At 67.0% G+C, this 16,674-nt stretch carries 16 protein-coding genes and 1 other RNA gene; 9 read left to right on the top strand and 8 right to left on the bottom strand.

Annotated features, from left to right (window positions below; translation table 11 throughout):
* Positions 1 to 8 precede the first annotated feature (8 nt).
* The 4 genes from DRB17_RS16790 to DRB17_RS16775 form a co-directional block, all read right to left on the bottom strand.
* Positions 9 to 335, bottom strand: coding sequence for a YbaB/EbfC family nucleoid-associated protein (locus DRB17_RS16790; RefSeq protein ID WP_114583383.1), 327 nt, complete (start codon positions 333 to 335; stop codon positions 9 to 11).
* Positions 332 to 2,185 carry a DNA polymerase III subunit gamma/tau gene (locus DRB17_RS16785; RefSeq protein WP_114583382.1) on the bottom strand — a complete coding sequence of 618 codons (1,854 nt, stop codon included), beginning with the start codon at positions 2,183 to 2,185 and terminating at the stop codon, positions 332 to 334. The genes DRB17_RS16790 and DRB17_RS16785 overlap by 4 nt, the downstream gene beginning before the upstream one ends.
* A 72-nt stretch (positions 2,186 to 2,257) precedes the next feature.
* An RNA gene (gene ffs, locus DRB17_RS16780) (signal recognition particle sRNA small type) lies at positions 2,258 to 2,354 on the bottom strand.
* Positions 2,355 to 2,404: 50 nt separating this feature from the next.
* Positions 2,405 to 3,088, bottom strand: a complete 684-nt coding sequence (locus DRB17_RS16775; RefSeq protein ID WP_114583381.1) for a DUF6134 family protein — start codon at positions 3,086 to 3,088, stop codon at positions 2,405 to 2,407.
* Between the two features lie 122 nt (positions 3,089 to 3,210).
* Between DRB17_RS16775 and nudC the strand changes: the two genes are divergently transcribed.
* Complete coding sequence (nudC, locus tag DRB17_RS16770; protein ID WP_114583380.1) at positions 3,211 to 4,146, top strand: NAD(+) diphosphatase; 936 nt, start codon at positions 3,211 to 3,213, stop codon at positions 4,144 to 4,146.
* 53 nt (positions 4,147 to 4,199) lie between these two features.
* Here nudC and DRB17_RS16765 read toward each other — a convergent pair whose 3' ends face one another.
* Both DRB17_RS16765 and DRB17_RS16760 read right to left on the bottom strand, forming a co-directional pair.
* Positions 4,200 to 5,072 (bottom strand): prephenate dehydratase, encoded by an 873-nt coding sequence (locus tag DRB17_RS16765; protein WP_114583379.1) that lies wholly within the window; start codon positions 5,070 to 5,072, stop codon positions 4,200 to 4,202.
* A 57-nt stretch (positions 5,073 to 5,129) separates the two neighbouring features.
* Positions 5,130 to 5,882, bottom strand: a complete 753-nt coding sequence (locus DRB17_RS16760) for a 3-deoxy-manno-octulosonate cytidylyltransferase (RefSeq protein WP_114583378.1) — start codon at positions 5,880 to 5,882, stop codon at positions 5,130 to 5,132.
* Positions 5,883 to 6,106: 224 nt separating this feature from the next.
* On the opposite strand from DRB17_RS16760, the gene DRB17_RS16755 reads away from it, so the two are divergent.
* The 8 genes from DRB17_RS16755 (at position 6,107) to DRB17_RS16720 (ending at position 15,741) form a co-directional block, all read left to right on the top strand.
* Positions 6,107 to 7,108, top strand: a complete 1,002-nt coding sequence (locus DRB17_RS16755; RefSeq protein ID WP_114583377.1) for a c-type cytochrome — start codon at positions 6,107 to 6,109, stop codon at positions 7,106 to 7,108.
* A 34-nt stretch (positions 7,109 to 7,142) separates the two neighbouring features.
* Positions 7,143 to 7,943: a histidinol-phosphatase gene (gene hisN / locus DRB17_RS16750; protein ID WP_114583376.1), complete on the top strand. Its 801-nt coding sequence runs from the start codon at positions 7,143 to 7,145 to the stop codon at positions 7,941 to 7,943.
* A 136-nt stretch (positions 7,944 to 8,079) separates the two neighbouring features.
* Positions 8,080 to 10,029: an extracellular solute-binding protein gene (locus DRB17_RS16745; RefSeq protein ID WP_114583375.1), complete on the top strand. Its 1,950-nt coding sequence runs from the start codon at positions 8,080 to 8,082 to the stop codon at positions 10,027 to 10,029.
* Between the two features lie 18 nt (positions 10,030 to 10,047).
* Positions 10,048 to 11,166: a microcin C ABC transporter permease YejB gene (locus tag DRB17_RS16740; RefSeq protein WP_114583374.1), complete on the top strand. Its 1,119-nt coding sequence runs from the start codon at positions 10,048 to 10,050 to the stop codon at positions 11,164 to 11,166.
* Between the two features lie 55 nt (positions 11,167 to 11,221).
* Positions 11,222 to 12,379 carry an ABC transporter permease gene (locus DRB17_RS16735; protein WP_241503876.1) on the top strand — a complete coding sequence of 386 codons (1,158 nt, stop codon included), beginning with the start codon at positions 11,222 to 11,224 and terminating at the stop codon, positions 12,377 to 12,379.
* Positions 12,380 to 12,587: 208 nt separating this feature from the next.
* Positions 12,588 to 14,219, top strand: a complete 1,632-nt coding sequence (locus DRB17_RS16730) for an ABC transporter ATP-binding protein (protein ID WP_114583401.1) — start codon at positions 12,588 to 12,590, stop codon at positions 14,217 to 14,219.
* Between the two features lie 91 nt (positions 14,220 to 14,310).
* Positions 14,311 to 15,246: a 2-hydroxyacid dehydrogenase gene (locus DRB17_RS16725; protein WP_114583373.1), complete on the top strand. Its 936-nt coding sequence runs from the start codon at positions 14,311 to 14,313 to the stop codon at positions 15,244 to 15,246.
* A gap of 72 nt (positions 15,247 to 15,318) precedes the next feature.
* Positions 15,319 to 15,741, top strand: a complete 423-nt coding sequence (locus DRB17_RS16720; RefSeq protein ID WP_206607926.1) for a DUF4864 domain-containing protein — start codon at positions 15,319 to 15,321, stop codon at positions 15,739 to 15,741.
* 22 nt (positions 15,742 to 15,763) lie between these two features.
* Here the strand turns inward: DRB17_RS16720 and DRB17_RS16715 are convergent, their stop codons facing one another.
* Entirely contained in the window at positions 15,764 to 16,102 is a 339-nt protein-coding gene (locus DRB17_RS16715; RefSeq protein WP_421779148.1) for a MarR family winged helix-turn-helix transcriptional regulator, read from the bottom strand.
* An 85-nt stretch (positions 16,103 to 16,187) separates the two neighbouring features.
* The gene (locus DRB17_RS16710) at positions 16,188 to 16,631 is read right to left on the bottom strand and encodes a universal stress protein (RefSeq protein WP_114583372.1); all 444 of its coding nucleotides are present in this window, start codon (positions 16,629 to 16,631) and stop codon (positions 16,188 to 16,190) included.
* Between the last annotated feature and the right edge of the window lie 43 nt (positions 16,632 to 16,674).

Below are 16,674 nucleotides of genomic sequence, written 5' to 3'. Positions count from 1 at the left end.
GTCCCCGATCACATCCCCGGCAGCTTGAAGCCCGGCGGAAGCTGCATGCCGCCGGTCAGATCCTGCATCTGCTCCTGGGTGTACTGTTCGACCTTCGCCTTGGCGTCGTTGGCGGCCGCCAGGACAAGATCCTCCAGCACCTCGACGTCGTTCGGGTCGACGAGCGAGGGGTCGATCTTCACGCCGCGCATCTCGCCCTTGCCGTTCATGGTGACCTGCACCATGCCGCCGCCGGCGGCGCCGGTGACCTCGTGCTCGGCCAGGCGCTCCTGCATCTCCTGCATCTTCTCCTGCATTTGCTGCGCCTGCTTCATCATCTGGCTGAGGTTCTTCATGGCTCCTCGTCTCCTGGGACATCGTCCGGGTCGATCGGCACGCCGTTCTCCGCCGCGCCGTCATGGTCCTCACTTCCGCCGGGCGCCTCCGCGCCGCCGCGATGGGCGATCAGCTTGGCGCCGGGAAAGGCGTCGAGCACTCTCTGCACGTCGGGGTGCGCCATCAGGCGCTGGCGTTCCGCGGCCTCGGCGGCCTCGTCCTGCGCGGCGAGGGTTTCCTCGCCGGCCTGCGAGGACAGCGACACGACCCAGCGCCGGCCGGTCCATTCCGTCAGGCAGTGGCCGAGCCTGCCCGCCAAATCGCGCGGCGCGTACTCGGTCGGGCTCAGCTCGATCATGCCTTCCTCGAAGCGCACCAACCGTACCGAGCGCTTGAGTTCGGCCGCCAGCCGGGTTTCCCGCCGTTCCTGGCACAACGCCACCACGTCACGAAGACTTTGCGGCATCGCTATGGCGGATTCCGCCTTCGGCGCGTCGTCGGGTGGCGGCGGCGCCTCGTCGGCTTGCGGTCCCGGCTCGGGCGCTGGTCCACCGCCGCCGGCAACGGCCTGGGCACCGCCGCCATTCGCGCCGCCAGAGGGCTGCGGCGTCCGCTGCGCCGGCGCGCCGGCACCGCCGTCGGGCCGGGCTTTCGTCTCTCCACCGCCTTCGCGCAACTGGCGCACCAGATCGCCGGGGCTGGGAAGCTCGGCGGCATAGATCAGGCGCAGCAGCACCATCTCCGCCGCCTGCCGGGGCTGCGGCGCGTTCTGCGTCTCCTGCAGCCCCTTCAACAGCATCTGCCAGTTCCGCGCCAGATGCGCGGGGCGCAGCGTACGCGCCATCTCGGCGCCGCGCGTGCGCTCCACCTCCGGCAGGCCGGCCACCGCCTGCGCCTCGCCGACGACCTGCAGGCGCGTCAGGGTGTGCGTCACCTCCAGCATGTCCTGCAAGACGACGGCCGGGTCGGCGCCGGCGTTGTAGAGATCGGCCAGCACCTCCAGCGCCTCGGCCGCGCGGCCGCCCAGCACGGCATCGTAAAGGTCGTAGATGCGCCCGCGGTCGGCCAGGCCCAGCATCTGCTTGACCTGAGCCTCGGCGATGGTGTCGCCCGACAGCGCGATGGCCTGATCGAGCAGCGACAGCCCATCGCGCACCGAGCCGTCGGCGGCGCGGGCCACCATCTCCAGCGCCGCGTCCTCGGCGCTCAGCCCCTCTTTCTCAAGGATGCCACGGAAGTGCGCGGCCAGCGTCTCCTGCTCCACCCGGCGCAGGTCGAAGCGCATGCAGCGCGACAGCACCGTGATCGGGACCTTGCGAATCTCGGTGGTGGCGAAGACGAAGACCACATGCTCCGGCGGCTCTTCCAGCGTTTTCAGCAGCGCGTTGAACGCCTGCTTGGAGAGCATGTGGACCTCGTCCACGATATAGACCTTGCGCCGCGCCGAGACGGGGCGATAGCGCACGCCGTCGATCAGGTCGCGGATGTCGTCGACGCCCGTGCGGCTGGCCGCGTCCATCTCGATGACGTCGACGTGCCGGTCTTCCGCTATCGCGGTGCAATGCTCGCACACGCCGCAGGGTTGCGTCGTGGGGCCGCCCTGTCCGTCCGGGCCGATGCAGTTCAGCGCGCGGGCGATGATGCGCGCGGTCGTCGTCTTGCCCACACCGCGCACCCCCGTCAGGACGAAGGCCTGCGCCATGCGCCCGCTGTCGATGGCGTTCGACAGCGTGCGCACCAGCGCATCCTGGCCGATCAGGTCGGCGAAGTTGGTGGGGCGGTATTTGCGGGCCAGCACCCGGTAGGGCGCGCGCACGGATTCGCCGGTCTCGGCGGCGTGGGGCGTTGCGGCGTCGGTTGGATCGGACATACAGCCGGGCTTTTCGCGCCGTTCTCCCGGCCCGCGCCGATCGGCGCCGGGCCAGACGTGCCGGGTAAGCGGGTGGGAGGCTGAACGAACGACCCGAGTCAGACCGGTTACGGCTGCTTCCTTCCGGACCTGACCGGATTAGCCGGCGACCCGTCCGCCGCCAGCCTCCCGTGCCTGACTATATCAGGATGGCGCCCGACGCAAGCAAGGGGAGGCGATTCAGGTTTCCGCCATCGGCTCCAGGATGATGCGCGAGCCGTCCTTCTTGGTGTTGAACTCAACGCGCACCAGGCGACAGCGATCATCGTACCACAGCTCGCGCGCCATTTCGCCGGTCACGCTGTAGTGCCGCGCCTCGACCTCGCCGTTGCCGACGGGCACCGTCTCCCTCGCGACGAGCTGGCCCTTGATCAGCTTGACCTCGCCGTCCTCGATGTCCATCAGGCCCTGCTCGAACGGCGTGTCGCGGTGCCACAGGCTGGTCGTGACGACATAGCCGGAGACCGAGCGATTCTTCTCGCCGTTCACCACAAGGCGCATCGCCTCGTCGCGACGCTCGCCGCGCAGGCTTTTCTTCTTGCCATCCTTGTTGGTCGTGCTCTCGACAGCGGTCAGCCAGCCCTTTTTCCAGACCTCTTCCGAGCGGTGCTCGTAGCGGTAGACCGGGATGCCCAGCATCTTCACGACGATCTCGATATCGTTGATGGCGATCAGATCGTCGCCGCGGCGCTTGAAGGTGGCGATGTGCTGGCCGATCTCGTCGCCTTCACGCAGCACGCGATAACCGATCGACCCCTCCGGCGGAAACACGCAGCCATCGGCGGCCGCAAGGCGCGGCAGCATGGAAAGGCCGACACCCGCCGCCCCGGCCGCAAGCAAATCCCGACGATTCAACTCAAACATGGCCCCGTCTCACCCCTTTCGGATCCACATCGTTGTATGGTGAGGCAATAATTGGGCAGCGCTTTGGCGCCCGCAAGCACGGAATTGCGCGTCCGACGTGCTTGTGCGATGAAAGCCAAACCATGTCGATTGCACGAATGCCCTACACCGACAGCCCGCTGGACCGCGCGGCGCACTTGCGCGGCGACCCGGACTGGGTAGCGGCGCGCCTGCGCGACCCGGAAAGCCGATTCGTCGCTGTCTGGCGCAATCGCAACCACGTCGACGCCGCGAACGGTGGCGCGCCCGTACCTCTCTACATCGGCGGCGAGTCGGCGGCGCCAGCGCTGGAGGTGGCGGACAACGTCGTTTTCCTGGGCCTGATGGCCTCGCGCGCGGTCTTCGCGCTGGACCTCTCCCCGCTGGAGGAGGATGCGGCGCGAAAGGTGCTGGGCGAGCGCGGCGGCTTCGAGGATCTGCGCACGGTAGGGCCGTTGATGGGACAGGCCGAGGGGGCGCTGCTCGCCTACGCCCGCGGCATCATCTATTGGCACGCCCGGCACCGCTTCTGTCCCCGCTGCGCCGGGCCGACGGAGGTGCGGGATGCCGGGTTTTCGCGAAGCTGCGTGAACGACGGCTGCGAGGCGCGGCATTTCCCGCGCACCGATCCCGCCGTCATCATGCTTGTCCACGACGGCGGCGACCATTGTGTCCTGGGCAGCCACTCACGCATGCCGCCAGGGATGCATTCGACCCTGGCCGGCTTCGTCGAGCCCGGCGAAAGCCTTGAGGAAGCCGTCGCCCGCGAGGTGGCGGAGGAAGTCGGTGTCCACGTCACGCCTGGCAGCGTGCGCTACTTCGCCTCGCAGCCGTGGCCGTTCCCCGCCTCGCTGATGGTGGGCTTCCACGCCCGCGCCCCCCTTGCGCCGCTGAACGTGGACTTCGAGGAGCTGGCCACGGCGCGCTGGTTCCACCGCGACGAGGTCATGAACTCGCGCGAGGACGAGCTGTTCCGGCTGCCACGCGCCGATTCGATCGCCCGCAGGCTGATCCAGGCCTGGCTGGAGGGGCGGGCGTAGGGTTTTCGGGATTTTCGCGGCGACACGGTGAGGGGTAGCCGCTGCGCCGAACCCTAAAGCCCGCCGACGGGTGCACCCTGGCGGAACGGCGAGGCGTGGTAGACGCCGAGGATGCGCACCTCGCGGGAGAAGAACCCAAGCTCCTCCAGCGCCAGCCGCACCGGGCGATGATCGGGGTGCCCCTCGATATCGGCGTAGAACTGCGCGACCGTGAAGCGCGCGTCGAGGATGTAGCTTTCCAGCTTCGTAATGTTGACGCCATTCGTGGCGAAGCCGCCCAGCGCCTTGTAGAGCGCCGCCGGGACCGAGCGGACGCGGAACACCATCGAGGTGATCACCGGCCCGTCGTCCGGGTCCGGATCGATCGGCTCCCGCGACATGATGAGGAAACGCGTCGTATTGTGCTCGGCATCCTCGATATCCTGCGCCAGCGAGCGCAACCCGTAGATCTCGCCCGCCAAGCGCGAGGCCACGGCCGCCTGCGTCTTGTCGCCGAGGCTGGCCACCTCCGCCGCCGCGCCCGCCGTATCGGCGTGCACCACGGGGCGCAGGCCGTTGTCGCGCAGGTACTTGCGGCACTGCGAGAGAGCGTGGACGTGGCTGTGCACCACCGAGATGTCGGAAAGCTCGGCTCCCGGCACGCCAAGAAGCTGATGGTTCACGCCCTGAAAGTGCTCGCCGACGATATGCAGGCCGGAGTCCGGCAGCAGATGATGAATGTCGGCAACACGCCCGGCGGAGGAATTGTCCACCGGGATCATGGCGTATTGCGCCCGCCCTTCCTTCACGGCCGTGAAGGTATCCTCGAACGAGGCGCAGGGCAGTGTCGCCATATCGGGATAGACGGCCCGGCAGGCCATGTCGGAATAGGCTCCGGGAGAGCCCTGGAACGCGATCAGCTTGCTCGGGTCCGTCTGCTCGGACATGCGTTTGTCACCAACGTCAACGTCTCGGAAAACCGCGGGATTGCCTGCGACGCCCCGTCAACCGGCCTGCGCGGCCAGAATGTCGCGAGCCTTGGCGAGATCGGCGGGAGTATCGACACCGAGCGGCACGGTGTCAACGAGGCCCACGTCGATGCGCATGCCGTTCTCCAGCGCGCGCAACTGCTCCAGCCGCTCGCGCTGTTCCAGCAGGCCGGGCGGCAGCGAGACGAATCGCCGTAGCGCCTCCCGGCGATAGGCGTAGAGGCCGATGTGGTGATAAAGGGGCTGCCCGGCGTCGCCACCGTCCCAGGGCACCGCGCTGCGCGAGAAGTAAAGCGCGCGGGCGGTGGTCGATCCCGACGCGAAGGCCGTCGCGACCTTGACGACGTTCGGGTCGTGGCGCTCCGCCGGGTCGCCGATACGCGCGGCGATCGTGGCGATGTCGACCTCCGGCTCCGCCAGCGGCCGCAGGGACGCGCGGATGCTTTCCGGATCGATGGTCGGCAGGTCGCCCTGCAGATTCACCACAACGTCGTGCGCACCGTCCGGATCGATCTGCTCCACCGCTCTGTGCACGCGGTCCGAGCCCGAGGGGAGGCCGGCGTCGGTGAGGACGGCCGTGCCACCCGCGGCCGTGACGACCTCCGCGATTTCCGTCTCGGCGCTGGCCACGACCACCGGGCCGGCATCGGCCTCGCAAGCCCGGCGCCAGACGTGGACGATCATCGGCTCGCCGGCGATCTCGGCCAGCGGCTTGTTCGGCAGGCGCGTCGCGGAAAGGCGGGCGGGTATTGCCACTATTGGGTTCATGCGTGCCGGCTTTCTCCGACGGTTTTGGTGGTGTTTCAGGCTTGCGGCACCAGGCCGCAGGGGCGCGACCAATTGGCGCACCCGATTGCCCTGGCGTGCGAGCGTGCGAGGTTAGCGTCCGGTTGCACGGGGGGAAACCGCTTTCTCCCCTTCACTCTATTGAACGGCCGCACACGTGCGGCTATTGTCTCGCCGCTTTCGAAGGGGCTTCTGGGGTCGTCCGCATGTCGTTGGAACTGAACAAGATCGCTGCATCGGTGCTGACCGCCGGTGTCGTTGCCATGGGTACAGGCTTCATCGCCGACATCCTGATTCACCCGCATGTGCCGGAGGAGCCGCACTATTCGGTCGCGGTGAAGGCGGACGATGGCGGGGCCGAGCCGCAGGAGCCGGCGGGTCCGGAACCGATTCTGCCGCTGCTGGCCGAGGCCGACCCGGCCGCCGGCGAAGGCTCGACGCGTGTCTGCCAGGCCTGCCATTCGTTCGAGAAAGGCGGCCCCAACAAAGTCGGGCCGAATCTCTACGGTCTGGTTGGGAACCAGATCGCCGGTGTGGAAGGCTTCAGCTACTCCAGCGCCCTGTCCGGCAAGGAAGGCGAGTGGACGTATGAGAAGCTGAACGCCTTCCTGTACGATCCCCAGGGCTGGGCGCCCGGCACCAAGATGACGTACAACGGCGTCAAGAAGGTGCAGGACCGCGCCAACATCGTCGCCTATCTGCGTTCACTGGCCGACGAGCCGGCACCGCTGCCCACCGAGGAGGAGATCGCCGCGGTCACGGGCGGTGGCGAGGAAGAGGCCGACGCAGGCGAGGCCGAGCAGGCCGAGGCTGAAATGGCCGAGTCGGGCGAGGCCGAACAGGGCGGCGGCGGCGACGGCATCGCCGCCAAGATCGCGGCGGCGGATCCGGCGGCCGGCAAGAGCGGCTCGCGCGTGTGCATGGCCTGCCACTCGTTCGACGAGGGGGGCCCGAACAAGGTCGGCCCGAACCTCTACAACGTGGTCGGCGCCGACATCGCTTCGGTCGAGGGCTTCAACTATTCCGACGCCCTGAAGAACAAAGAGGGCAACTGGACATACGAAGACCTCTGGGCCTTCCTGGAGAGCCCGCAGGGCTGGGCGCCGGGCACGCGCATGACCTATCCGGGCGTGAAGGATCCGCAGAAGCGCGCCGAGGTAATCGCCTACCTGCGCGAGCAGAGCAAGAACCCGCCGCCGGTCGAGTAGCATCGGTGGCCCGTCGCGGCACGGACCCGGCCCAATGAGCGAACCGCAGGCGCCCGACGACGCTTTGATCGCCCTTGCCGAACGCCTTGCGGATGCGGCAAGGGCGGTCATTCTGCGGCACTTCCGCTCGCCGGTGTCGGTGGACGACAAGCCCGATGCCACGCCGGTCACGGTCGCCGACCGCGAGGCCGAGCAGACGATGCGGGCGCTGATCGAGGAAGCCCGACCCGACGACGGCATCATCGGCGAGGAGTTCGGCAGCGTCCGTACCGACGCCGATTATGTCTGGGTCCTGGACCCCATCGACGGCACCAAGCAGTTCATCACCGGCCGGCCCACGTTCGGCACGCTGATTGCGCTAACCCACCATCGGCAAAGCATTCTTGGCTTTATCGACGCGCCCGGCACCGGAGAGCGCTGGATCGGCGCATCGGGCCGGCCGAGCCTGCATATGGAGCGGGACGGCACGCGCGCCGAGATCCACACGCGTTCTTGCGATTCGCCGGGCAAGGCGGTCCTGTGCACGACCTCGCCCGACATGTACCGCGGCGCCACGGCGCAGTCGTTCCGTCACCTGAAGCAGTCGGTGAAGCTGCCGCAGTTCGGCGGGGACTGCTACAACTACGGGCTGCTGGCCAGCGGTTTCTGCGACATCGTCACCGACGCGGCGATGAGCTACTACGACTACGCCGCGCTCGTGCCGGTCGTCGAAGGCGCGGGCGGCGCGATGACCGACTGGAACGGCAAGCCCCTCGGCCCCGATTCGCCCGGCCAGGTTCTGGCGCTGGGCGATCCGCGAATCCAGGACACGGTGCTCGAAATCCTGAAGGGCTGACCCCGGACTGCCGGGCTCGCGAAAGGCCCTCGCGCCACCGTTCATGACCACGAACGCCATTTTCCTGCCACGCCGAACGGCCATAAGATCACGCTGCCTCTTTACACAGCCATCGGTTTTAAGCTCGATTGCGTCCATGCGCTGCGTGGTTCTCGCCTTTCTGATCGCCCTCGTGACCGGCCCCGCCCTTGCCCAGGCGGTGGACGGCGTCGAGCCGCGCCATGGCGTGGCGATGCACGGCGACGTCAAGTATGGCCCGGATTTCCGGCATTTCGACTACGTGAACCCCGATGCGCCGAAGGGCGGGACGATACGCCTGGCGGCGGAGGGAACCTACGACAGCTTCAACCCCTACATCATCAAAGGGGTCACGGCGGAAGGCGCCGGCCTCGTCTTCGAAACACTGATGGCCTCGTCGAGCGACGAGGCGTTCAGCGAATACGGGCTGCTGGCGGAAAGCGTCTACGTGCCCGAAGACCGCTCCTGGGTGGCCTTCAAGCTGCGCGAGAACGCGCGCTGGCACGACGGGACGCCCGTCACGGTCGAGGATGTGATCTTCTCCCTCAATGTCCTGAAGGAGAAGGGCCACCCCTTCTATCGCTTCTACTACAAGAACGTCGCGAAGGCGCAACGGGTGGGCCCGCGGACCGTGCGCTTCGACTTCTCCGGCGGCGTGAACCGTGAGTTGCCCCTCATCGTGGGGCAGTTGCCGGTCCTGCCGAAACACTACTGGGAGGACCGCGAATTCGGCCAATCGACGTTGCAGCCGCCGCTGGGAAGCGGGCCCTACCGCGTGGCCGACTACGAGCCGGGCCGCTATGTCGTCTACGAGCGCGTCGAGGACTACTGGGGCAAGGATATCCCGGTGAACCGGGGGCGCTGGAACTACGACACGATCCGCTACGACTACTTCCGCGACCCCACCGTCATCCGCGAGGCGGTGAAGTCCGGCACGGTCGACCTGCGCCTGGAGAACCAGGCCAAGGCATGGGCCACCGCCTATGAAGGCCCCGCCGTACGCTCGGGCGAGCTGACGCTGGAAGAGATCGACCACGACCAGCCGACCGGCATGCAGGCCTTCGCCATGAACACGCGGCGTCCGCCCTTCGACAGCCCGAAGGTCCGCGAGGCGATGGCGTACGCCTTCGACTTCACCTGGACGAACCGCAACCTGTTCTTCGGGCAGTACAGCCGGACGGAAAGCTATTTCTCCAACTCCGAACTCGCTTCCAGCGGCGTGCCGACCGGGCGCGAGCTGGATATCCTGGAGCGGTTCCGCGCCCAGCTTCCGCCCGAAGTCTTCACGCAGGAATACGATCCGCCGGAAACCAACGGCGACGGCTATCCCCGCGAGAACCTGAAGGCCGCGCTGAGTCTACTGAACGAGGCCGGCTGGGTGGTGCGCGACATGAAGCTGGTGCGCGAGCGCACCGGCCGCCCCTTCAGCTTCGAGATTCTGCTGGTCAACAAGGCATTCGAGAGGGTGGTCCTGCCCTATGTCGCCAATCTTGAGAAGCTGGGCATGGAGGTGGAGGTGCGCGTCGTGGACAGCGCGCAGTACCAGAACCGCCTGGACAGCTTCGATTTCGACATGATGATCGCGGGCTGGGGCCAGTCGCTGTCGCCCGGCAACGAGCAGCGCGACTTCTGGAGCTCGCAGGCGGCCGAACGCAACGGCAGCCGGAACTACACCGGCCTCGCCGACCCCGTCGTCGACCAACTCATAGATATGATCATCCAGGCGCCCAGCCGCGAGGAGCTGGTCCTGCGCACGCGCGCACTGGACCGGGTCCTGCTGTGGCACCACCTGGTCGTGCCGAACTGGCACATCGGTTATTTCCGCGTCGCCTACTGGGACAAGTTCGGTCGGCCGGAGCTCAACCCGCCCTATGGCCTGCCCTATCTCGACGCGTGGTGGGTGGAGCGTGACAAGGCCGCCGCGGTGAAGACCGCCCAATCCGAGGCCGGAACGCCCGAAAGCGCGGAAGGCGGCGGCGAGACGGCCATTACCGCGATCGTGCTGGCGGCGCTTGCGCTTCTGGCGCTCTTCTTCTTCCGCCGGCATCATGCCGGACGGGCAAGCTGAGGGAGGCCGGCCGAGGCGATGACCAGCTATATCATCCGCCGCCTGATCCTGGTCGTGCCGACGCTGATCGGTGCGATGCTGATCAACTTCCTGATCGTGCAGGCCGCGCCCGGCGGGCCGGTGCAGCAGGTCATATCGCAGGTCACGGGCACCGGCGTCGCGGCGACGCAGCGCGTCACCCAGGCCGGCGGCGAGCTTGAGACCGGGGCGGGTAGCGGCCAGCCCGGCGGCGGTGGCGGCAGCGGCGACGTGCGCGGCGACTACCGGGGCGCCCAGGGTCTGGATCCGGATTTCATCAAGAGCCTGGAAAAGCAATTCGGCTTCGACAAGCCGGCGCACGAACGCTTTCTGCTGATGCTCGGGAACTACGCGACCTTCGACTTCGGGGAGAGCTTCTTCCGCAGCCGCTCGGTCACCGAGCTGATCATCGACAAGATGCCGGTGTCGATCTCGCTGGGCCTGTGGACGACGATCCTGACCTACCTGATCTCGATCCCGCTGGGCATCGCCAAGGCGGTGCGCGACGGCTCGCGGTTCGATTTCTGGACGTCGGTGGTGGTGCTGGTCGGCAACGCGATTCCGGCGTTCCTCTTCGCGGTGTTCCTGATCGTGGTCTTCGCCGGCGGCGCCTACCTCGACTGGTTCCCGCTGCGCGGCCTGGTCTCCGATGACTGGGAGACGTTGTCGTGGCCGATGAAGATCGTCGATTACTTCTGGCACATGGCGCTGCCGCTCCTGGCGCTGGTGGTGGGCAGCTTCGCCGGGCTGACGATGCTGACCAAGAACTCGTTCCTGGACCAGATCAACCAGCAGTACGTCATCACCGCCCGCGCCAAGGGCCTGGCGCAGCGCCGCGTGCTTTACGGCCACGTCTTCCGCAACGCGATGCTGATCGTGATCGCCGGCTTTCCGGTGGCGTTCGTCAACATCCTGTTCACCGGCGCGGTGCTGATCGAGATCCTGTTCTCGCTGGACGGGCTCGGCCTCTTGGGCTTCGAGGCGGTGGTGAACCGCGACTATCCGGTGATGTTCGCCACGCTGTACATCTTCACGCTGCTGGGCCTCGTGCTGCAGCTTATCAACGACATCATGTACACCATTATCGATCCGCGCATCAGCTTCGAGGCGATGAACTGATGGTGGTGCGAGGGATGGCGAACGCGGTTATCAGCCAGTATTGGGGGCACTCCCGATGAGCGTTCCCGCAAGCCAGCGCCGCAGGCGTCCGCAGGACCGTTTCCTCGGCATGCCGATCTCGCCGATCACGCGGCGGCGGCTGCACAACTTCCGGGCCAACGGGCGCGGCTTCTGGTCGCTGTGGTTCTTTCTGATCGTCTTCGGTCTCAGCATCTTCGCCGAGGTGCTTGCGAACGACGAGCCGATCCTCGTCGTCTACGACGGCGAATTGTACCTGCCGATCTTCCACGACTACCCCGAAACGACCTTCGACGGGTATTTTCCGACGAAGACCGACTACAGCGACCCCTTCGTCAAGCAGCAGATCGCCGACAACGGTTTCATGGTGATGCCGTTGATCCCCTATGACCACCGCTCGGTCGACTGGAAGCTGACCGACCCGGCGCCGACCGCGCCAAGCGACCGGCACTGGCTGGGCACCGACGACCAGGCGCGCGACGTGGTGGCGCGGGTGATCTACGGCTTCCGCATATCGGTCGTCTTCGGCTTGCTGATGACCTTCCTCACCACGCTGATCGGCGTCTTCGCCGGCGCCGTCCAGGGGTATTTCGGCGGTTGGGTGGACCTTATTTTCCAGCGCGTGATGGAGATCTTCGGCACGCTGCCGATGCTGATGATCCTGATCATCCTGGCCAGTATCGTGGAGCCGAGCTTCTGGTGGCTTCTGGGCGTCATGGTGCTGTTTGGCTGGCCATGGCCCGTCGGCTATGTGCGCGCCGAGTTCCTGCGCGCCCGCAACCTGGATTTCGTCAAGGCCGCCAAGGCGCTGGGCCTGGCCGACAGCATGGTGATGTTCCGCCACATCCTGCCCAACGCCATGGTCGCGACGCTGACCTTCCTGCCGTTCACGCTGGCGGGGTCCATCACTACGCTGACGGCCCTCGACTTCATCGGCTTCGGCCTGCCGCCCGGCTCGGCCTCGCTGGGCGAGGTGCTGGCGCAGGGCAAGGCGAACCTGCAGGCGCCGTGGCTCGGGCTTACCGGCTTCTTCGTGCTGTCGATCATGCTGAGCTTGCTGTTCTTCATCGGCGAGGCGGTGCGCGACGCCTTCGACCCGCGCAAACTGTTCCAGGGCGAACCGACACCGGCCGAGCCCGGCATCGAGGCGAAAGACACCGCCGTCGCCAGCCGCGCGCAGGGAGGCGGGGCATGAGCATTGCGGTGAAGGCACGGATGGGTTGGGGGAATCCCCCTCACCCTGTCCCTCTCCTCCGACGCGGGGGCGAGGGGACGACAATCGACAGGTTCCCGCGATTCGGCCGAGTGGCCGTACCGGCGCGTTTATCGTTCCCTCGCCCCGCTTCCGGGGAGAGGGACAGGGTGAGGGGCCTATCCCCGGCATGGCGGGCGAAGGGGGCGGAATGACCGAGCGGCTACTCGAAATCTCCCGCCTTGGCGTCACCTTCGGCGGCGGCGAGAACCGCGTGGAGGCGGTGAAGGAGCTGTCCTACGGCCTGGATCGCGGCGAAACGGTCGGGCTGGTCGGCGAGAGCGGAAGCGGCAAGTCCGTGAGCGCGCTGTCGATCATGCAGCTTCTGCCCTACCCGCTGGCCCAGCACCCGCCGGGATCTTCCATCCGCTTCAAGGGCGAGGAACTGGTCGGCGCCGGCGAGGCACGGATGCGTCAGATCCGCGGCAATGAGATCGCCATGATCTTCCAGGAGCCGATGACCTCGCTCAACCCCCTGCACCACGTCGAGAAGCAGGTCAGCGAGCCGCTTCTGGTCCACAAGGGCATGAGCCGCGATCAGGCACGCAAGCGCACGCTGGAACTGCTGGACATGGTCGGCATTCCCGAGGCGCGCAAGCGGCTGGGCGCCTATCCGCACGAACTGTCCGGCGGTCAGCGCCAGCGCGTCATGATCGCGATGGCATTGGCGAACGAGCCGGATCTGCTGATCGCCGACGAGCCGACAACGGCGTTGGACGTCACCATCCAGGCCCAGATCCTGAAGCTGCTGCGCGAGCTTGCACGCGAGTTCGACATGGCGCTGCTTCTGATCACCCACGACCTCAACGTCGTGCGCAAGATGGCCGACGAGATGGTGGTGATGACCCAGGGCGAGGCCGTGGAACAGGGCCCGGCAAAGCAGATTCTGGATTCCCCGCAACACCCCTACACCCAGCGCCTGCTGGCCGCCGAACCCAGGGGCGAATTGCGGCAAGTGCGATCGAACGCGCCGATCGTCGTTCAGGGCCGCGACGTCAAGGTGCACTTTCCCATCAAGAAGGGCGTGCTCAAGCGCACCGTGGACTATGTCCGCGCCGTCGACGGCATCGATCTCACCGTGCGCGCCGGCCACACCGTCGGTATCGTCGGGGAAAGCGGCAGCGGCAAGACGACGCTGGGCATGGCGTTGTTGCGCCTGATCGCATCGCGCGGCGGCATCCGCTTTCAGGAGCGCGACATCCAGGGCCTTCGCCCACGCGAGATCCGGCCGCTACGCCGGGAGATGCAAGTCGTCTTCCAGGACCCCTATGGCTCGCTCTCGCCGCGTCTGTCGGTCGGGCAGATCGTCGAGGAGGGCCTGAAGGTGCACGGCCTTGGCGCCGACAGCGACGATCGCGAACGCCTGATCGTCGAGGCGTTGGAGGAGGTCGGCCTCGACCCGGACAGCCGCTTCCGCTATCCGCACGAGTTCTCCGGCGGCCAGCGCCAGCGCATCGCCATCGCCCGCGCCATGGTCCTCAAGCCCCGCTTCGTCGTGCTGGACGAGCCGACAAGCGCGCTCGACATGTCGGTGCAGGCGCAGATCGTGGACCTGCTGCGCGACCTGCAGAAGCGCAACGACCTCGCCTACCTCTTCATCAGCCACGACCTGCGCGTCGTCCGCGCGCTGGCCGACGACGTCATCGTCATGAAGGACGGCGTGGTCGTCGAACAGGGCCCCTCCGCCGAAATCTTCGACCGCCCGCGGGAGCCCTACACCCAGGCTCTGATGAAAGCGGCGTTCGAGCTGGAGGCGACGGAGACGGGCGTGGTGAGCATGTAAGCTGGCAACCCGTCGAGACCGTGACCCAATCCAAAGTTCGTGCTAGTCAGCCTGCTTTGGTTTGCAACAGTTTCTAGAGACTGGGCGGTTCATGACCATCCTTTTCCAATCGAACCACAGCGGCGACGCGGACGTCTGGCGGCGGATGCTGGCGCGGCACCTGCCGGGGGAGGCGTTCCGGGTCTATCCGGACGAGTTGGGCGACCCGGCGGAGATCGATTACGCGCTGGTCTGGAAGCCGCCGCGCGGGATGCTGGGGAGTCTGCCGAACCTGAAGGCGATCTTCTCCTTGGGCGCGGGGGTCGATCACTTGGCCACCGATCCGGAGCTGCCGACGCACGTCCCCGTCGTGCGCCTTGTCGATCCCGGCCTGACCGAGCGGATGACGGAGTTTGTGACGCTCACCGTCCTGCGCCATCACCGCCGGCTGCGCGAATACGAGGAACTGCAGCGCGCGCACACCTGGGAGGAACTGCCGGTGCCACTGGCGCGCGACCGCCGGGTGGGCGTCATGGGGCTGGGCGAGCTTGGCAGCGACGCGGCGCGGGCCTTGCGCGCGCTGCGCTTCGACGTTGCGGGCTGGTCGCAGTCGCGCAAGGAGATCGAAGGCGTCACCTCCTTCGCCGGCGCGGACGAACTGGATGCTTTCCTAAAGCGTACCGAGATCCTGGTGTGCCTGCTGCCGCTGACCGAGGCCACGCGCGGCATCCTGAACCGCGACACCCTGGGCCGCCTGCCCGAAGGGGCGTGCGTGGTGAACGCCGGGCGCGGACAACAGATTGTCGACGCCGACCTGCTGGCGCTTCTGGACAGCAGCCACATCGCGGAAGCCAGCCTTGACGTTTTCCACGAAGAGCCGTTGCCGGCGGATCATCCCTTCTGGGCCCATCCGCGCGTGCTGGTGACGCCGCACGTGGCCTCCGCCACGCCGCCGGACACGGCGGCCGAGGTGCTGGCGGCGAACATCAAACGGATGCAGCGCGGAGAGCAGCCCTACCCCATCGTCCACCCCGCCAAGGGATACTGACCGGGACAACGCGCACACTGGCCGGAGCGGGAAAAGCGCCCCATCTCTACCAAAGCGAGATGGAGAACCACGATGCCACGAATGCTTGTCCTGCTTGCCGTGATCCTGCTGCTGCCGATGCCCGCGCCGGCACAGGACCTGTCCGCCGGCGACCGCGACGCCATCCGGCAGGTGATCGAAAGCCAGCTCGACGCTTTCCGGCGCGACGACGCGGGAGAGGCGTTTTCCTACGCCTCGCCGATGATCCAGGAGAAGTTCGGCAACCCCGCGAACTTCATGCGGATGGTGCGCGAAGGCTATACCCCGGTTTACCGGCCACGCTCCGTCGAATTCCAGGATCTGAAGATGCAGCAGGGCCGTCCCGCGCAGGAAGTGCTTTTTGTCGGCCCCGACGGGCGCGCCGTCCTGGCCCGCTATTTCATGGAAAGGCAGCCAAGCGGACGCTGGCGGATCGATGGTGTGGTCTTGATGAGGGCACCGGATCGGGTCGTGTGAACGCAAGACGCCATAGGCTACGTCAAACCGTTTCCGCCTGCCGGCTGGCAAGGTCCCCGAACTCGCGCAGGAAGACCGAGCCGGCGACGGTGCGCTGAACCAGGATGCTGCGCTTGTCCGCGTCGTCCTTCTTGCGCCGGATGAAGCCCAGATCGCCCAGCCGGTCCAGCGCCCGCGTCACCGCCGGCTTGGATATGCCCAGGATCGCCGCCAGTCCGCGAACGGTGTGCGGCGGATCCGCCAGATAGACGTGCAAAAGCACGGCCATCTGCCGGGTCGTCAAGTCCGGCTGGCCCTCGGTCATGCCGGCCAGCGTGACCGAATGCCAGAGCGACAAAGCCTGCTTGGGATCGAGTTGCACGGCCCTTCCTCGTTGCATGAACGCAACGAAGTGTAGCGTCTTCAAACCACGGATGGAAGCGCCGATCACGTCCTTTTCGCGGTCCTTACTTGACCGTCACGACGCCGCAACTCGCCAGCGAGGAGACCTTGTGCGACACGCTGCCCAACAGCGCCCCCTCGACATCGCCGACGCCGCGCCGGCCCATGACGATGGTGTCCGCCTTGGTGCGCTCGGCGAACTGCACAATTGTGCGCGCGGGCGGGCCGACCTTGACCTCGGTCTTGAAACCCCTGACGCCGCAGCGCTCGGCACAGGCCTTGGCGGCATCAAGGATCTGCTCGGTCATCTCGTCGAGGACGTATTCCAGGCCGCCGGACAGCTTTTCCAGCTCGATGTAGCGCTTCACGGCCTCGTTGACCTTCAATTCCTTGGTCACCGTCAGGAAGGTCAGCTTGGCGTCGAACCTGGCCGCCAATTCGGATGCCGCCTGCGCCGCACGCTCCGAATGCCTGGAGCCGTCGACGCAGCAAATGATGTTACGGAACATGATCGCGATCCCCCCTGTTCTTGCGGATTGTTGTGGCCGAAGA

This window comes from Ferruginivarius sediminum (genome assembly GCF_003344765.1).
Taxonomy (GTDB): domain Bacteria; phylum Pseudomonadota; class Alphaproteobacteria; order Kiloniellales; family Rhodovibrionaceae; genus Ferruginivarius; species Ferruginivarius sediminum.
Note: the sequence above shows the minus strand (reverse complement) of the source record. Positions and strands in the feature narration are given on the sequence as shown.

Excerpts from the sequence above, each read along its gene's own strand:
- DRB17_RS16745 (WP_114583375.1), top strand. The coding sequence starts at position 8,080 with ATGCGCTGCGTGGTTCTCGCCTTTCTGATCGCCCTCGTGACCGGCCCC.
- hisN (WP_114583376.1), top strand. The coding sequence starts at position 7,143 with ATGAGCGAACCGCAGGCGCCCGACGACGCTTTGATCGCCCTTGCCGAA.
- DRB17_RS16710 (WP_114583372.1), bottom strand. The coding sequence starts at position 16,631 with ATGTTCCGTAACATCATTTGCTGCGTCGACGGCTCCAGGCATTCGGAG.
- DRB17_RS16785 (WP_114583382.1), bottom strand. The coding sequence starts at position 2,185 with ATGTCCGATCCAACCGACGCCGCAACGCCCCACGCCGCCGAGACCGGC.
- DRB17_RS16730 (WP_114583401.1), top strand. The coding sequence starts at position 12,588 with ATGACCGAGCGGCTACTCGAAATCTCCCGCCTTGGCGTCACCTTCGGC.
- DRB17_RS16755 (WP_114583377.1), top strand. The coding sequence starts at position 6,107 with ATGTCGTTGGAACTGAACAAGATCGCTGCATCGGTGCTGACCGCCGGT.
- DRB17_RS16790 (WP_114583383.1), bottom strand. The coding sequence starts at position 335 with ATGAAGAACCTCAGCCAGATGATGAAGCAGGCGCAGCAAATGCAGGAG.
- DRB17_RS16725 (WP_114583373.1), top strand. The coding sequence starts at position 14,311 with ATGACCATCCTTTTCCAATCGAACCACAGCGGCGACGCGGACGTCTGG.
- DRB17_RS16720 (WP_206607926.1), top strand. The coding sequence starts at position 15,319 with ATGCCACGAATGCTTGTCCTGCTTGCCGTGATCCTGCTGCTGCCGATG.
- nudC (WP_114583380.1), top strand. The coding sequence starts at position 3,211 with ATGTCGATTGCACGAATGCCCTACACCGACAGCCCGCTGGACCGCGCG.
- DRB17_RS16740 (WP_114583374.1), top strand. The coding sequence starts at position 10,048 with ATGACCAGCTATATCATCCGCCGCCTGATCCTGGTCGTGCCGACGCTG.
- DRB17_RS16735 (WP_241503876.1), top strand. The coding sequence starts at position 11,222 with ATGAGCGTTCCCGCAAGCCAGCGCCGCAGGCGTCCGCAGGACCGTTTC.
- DRB17_RS16760 (WP_114583378.1), bottom strand. The coding sequence starts at position 5,882 with ATGAACCCAATAGTGGCAATACCCGCCCGCCTTTCCGCGACGCGCCTG.
- DRB17_RS16765 (WP_114583379.1), bottom strand. The coding sequence starts at position 5,072 with ATGTCCGAGCAGACGGACCCGAGCAAGCTGATCGCGTTCCAGGGCTCT.
- DRB17_RS16775 (WP_114583381.1), bottom strand. The coding sequence starts at position 3,088 with ATGTTTGAGTTGAATCGTCGGGATTTGCTTGCGGCCGGGGCGGCGGGT.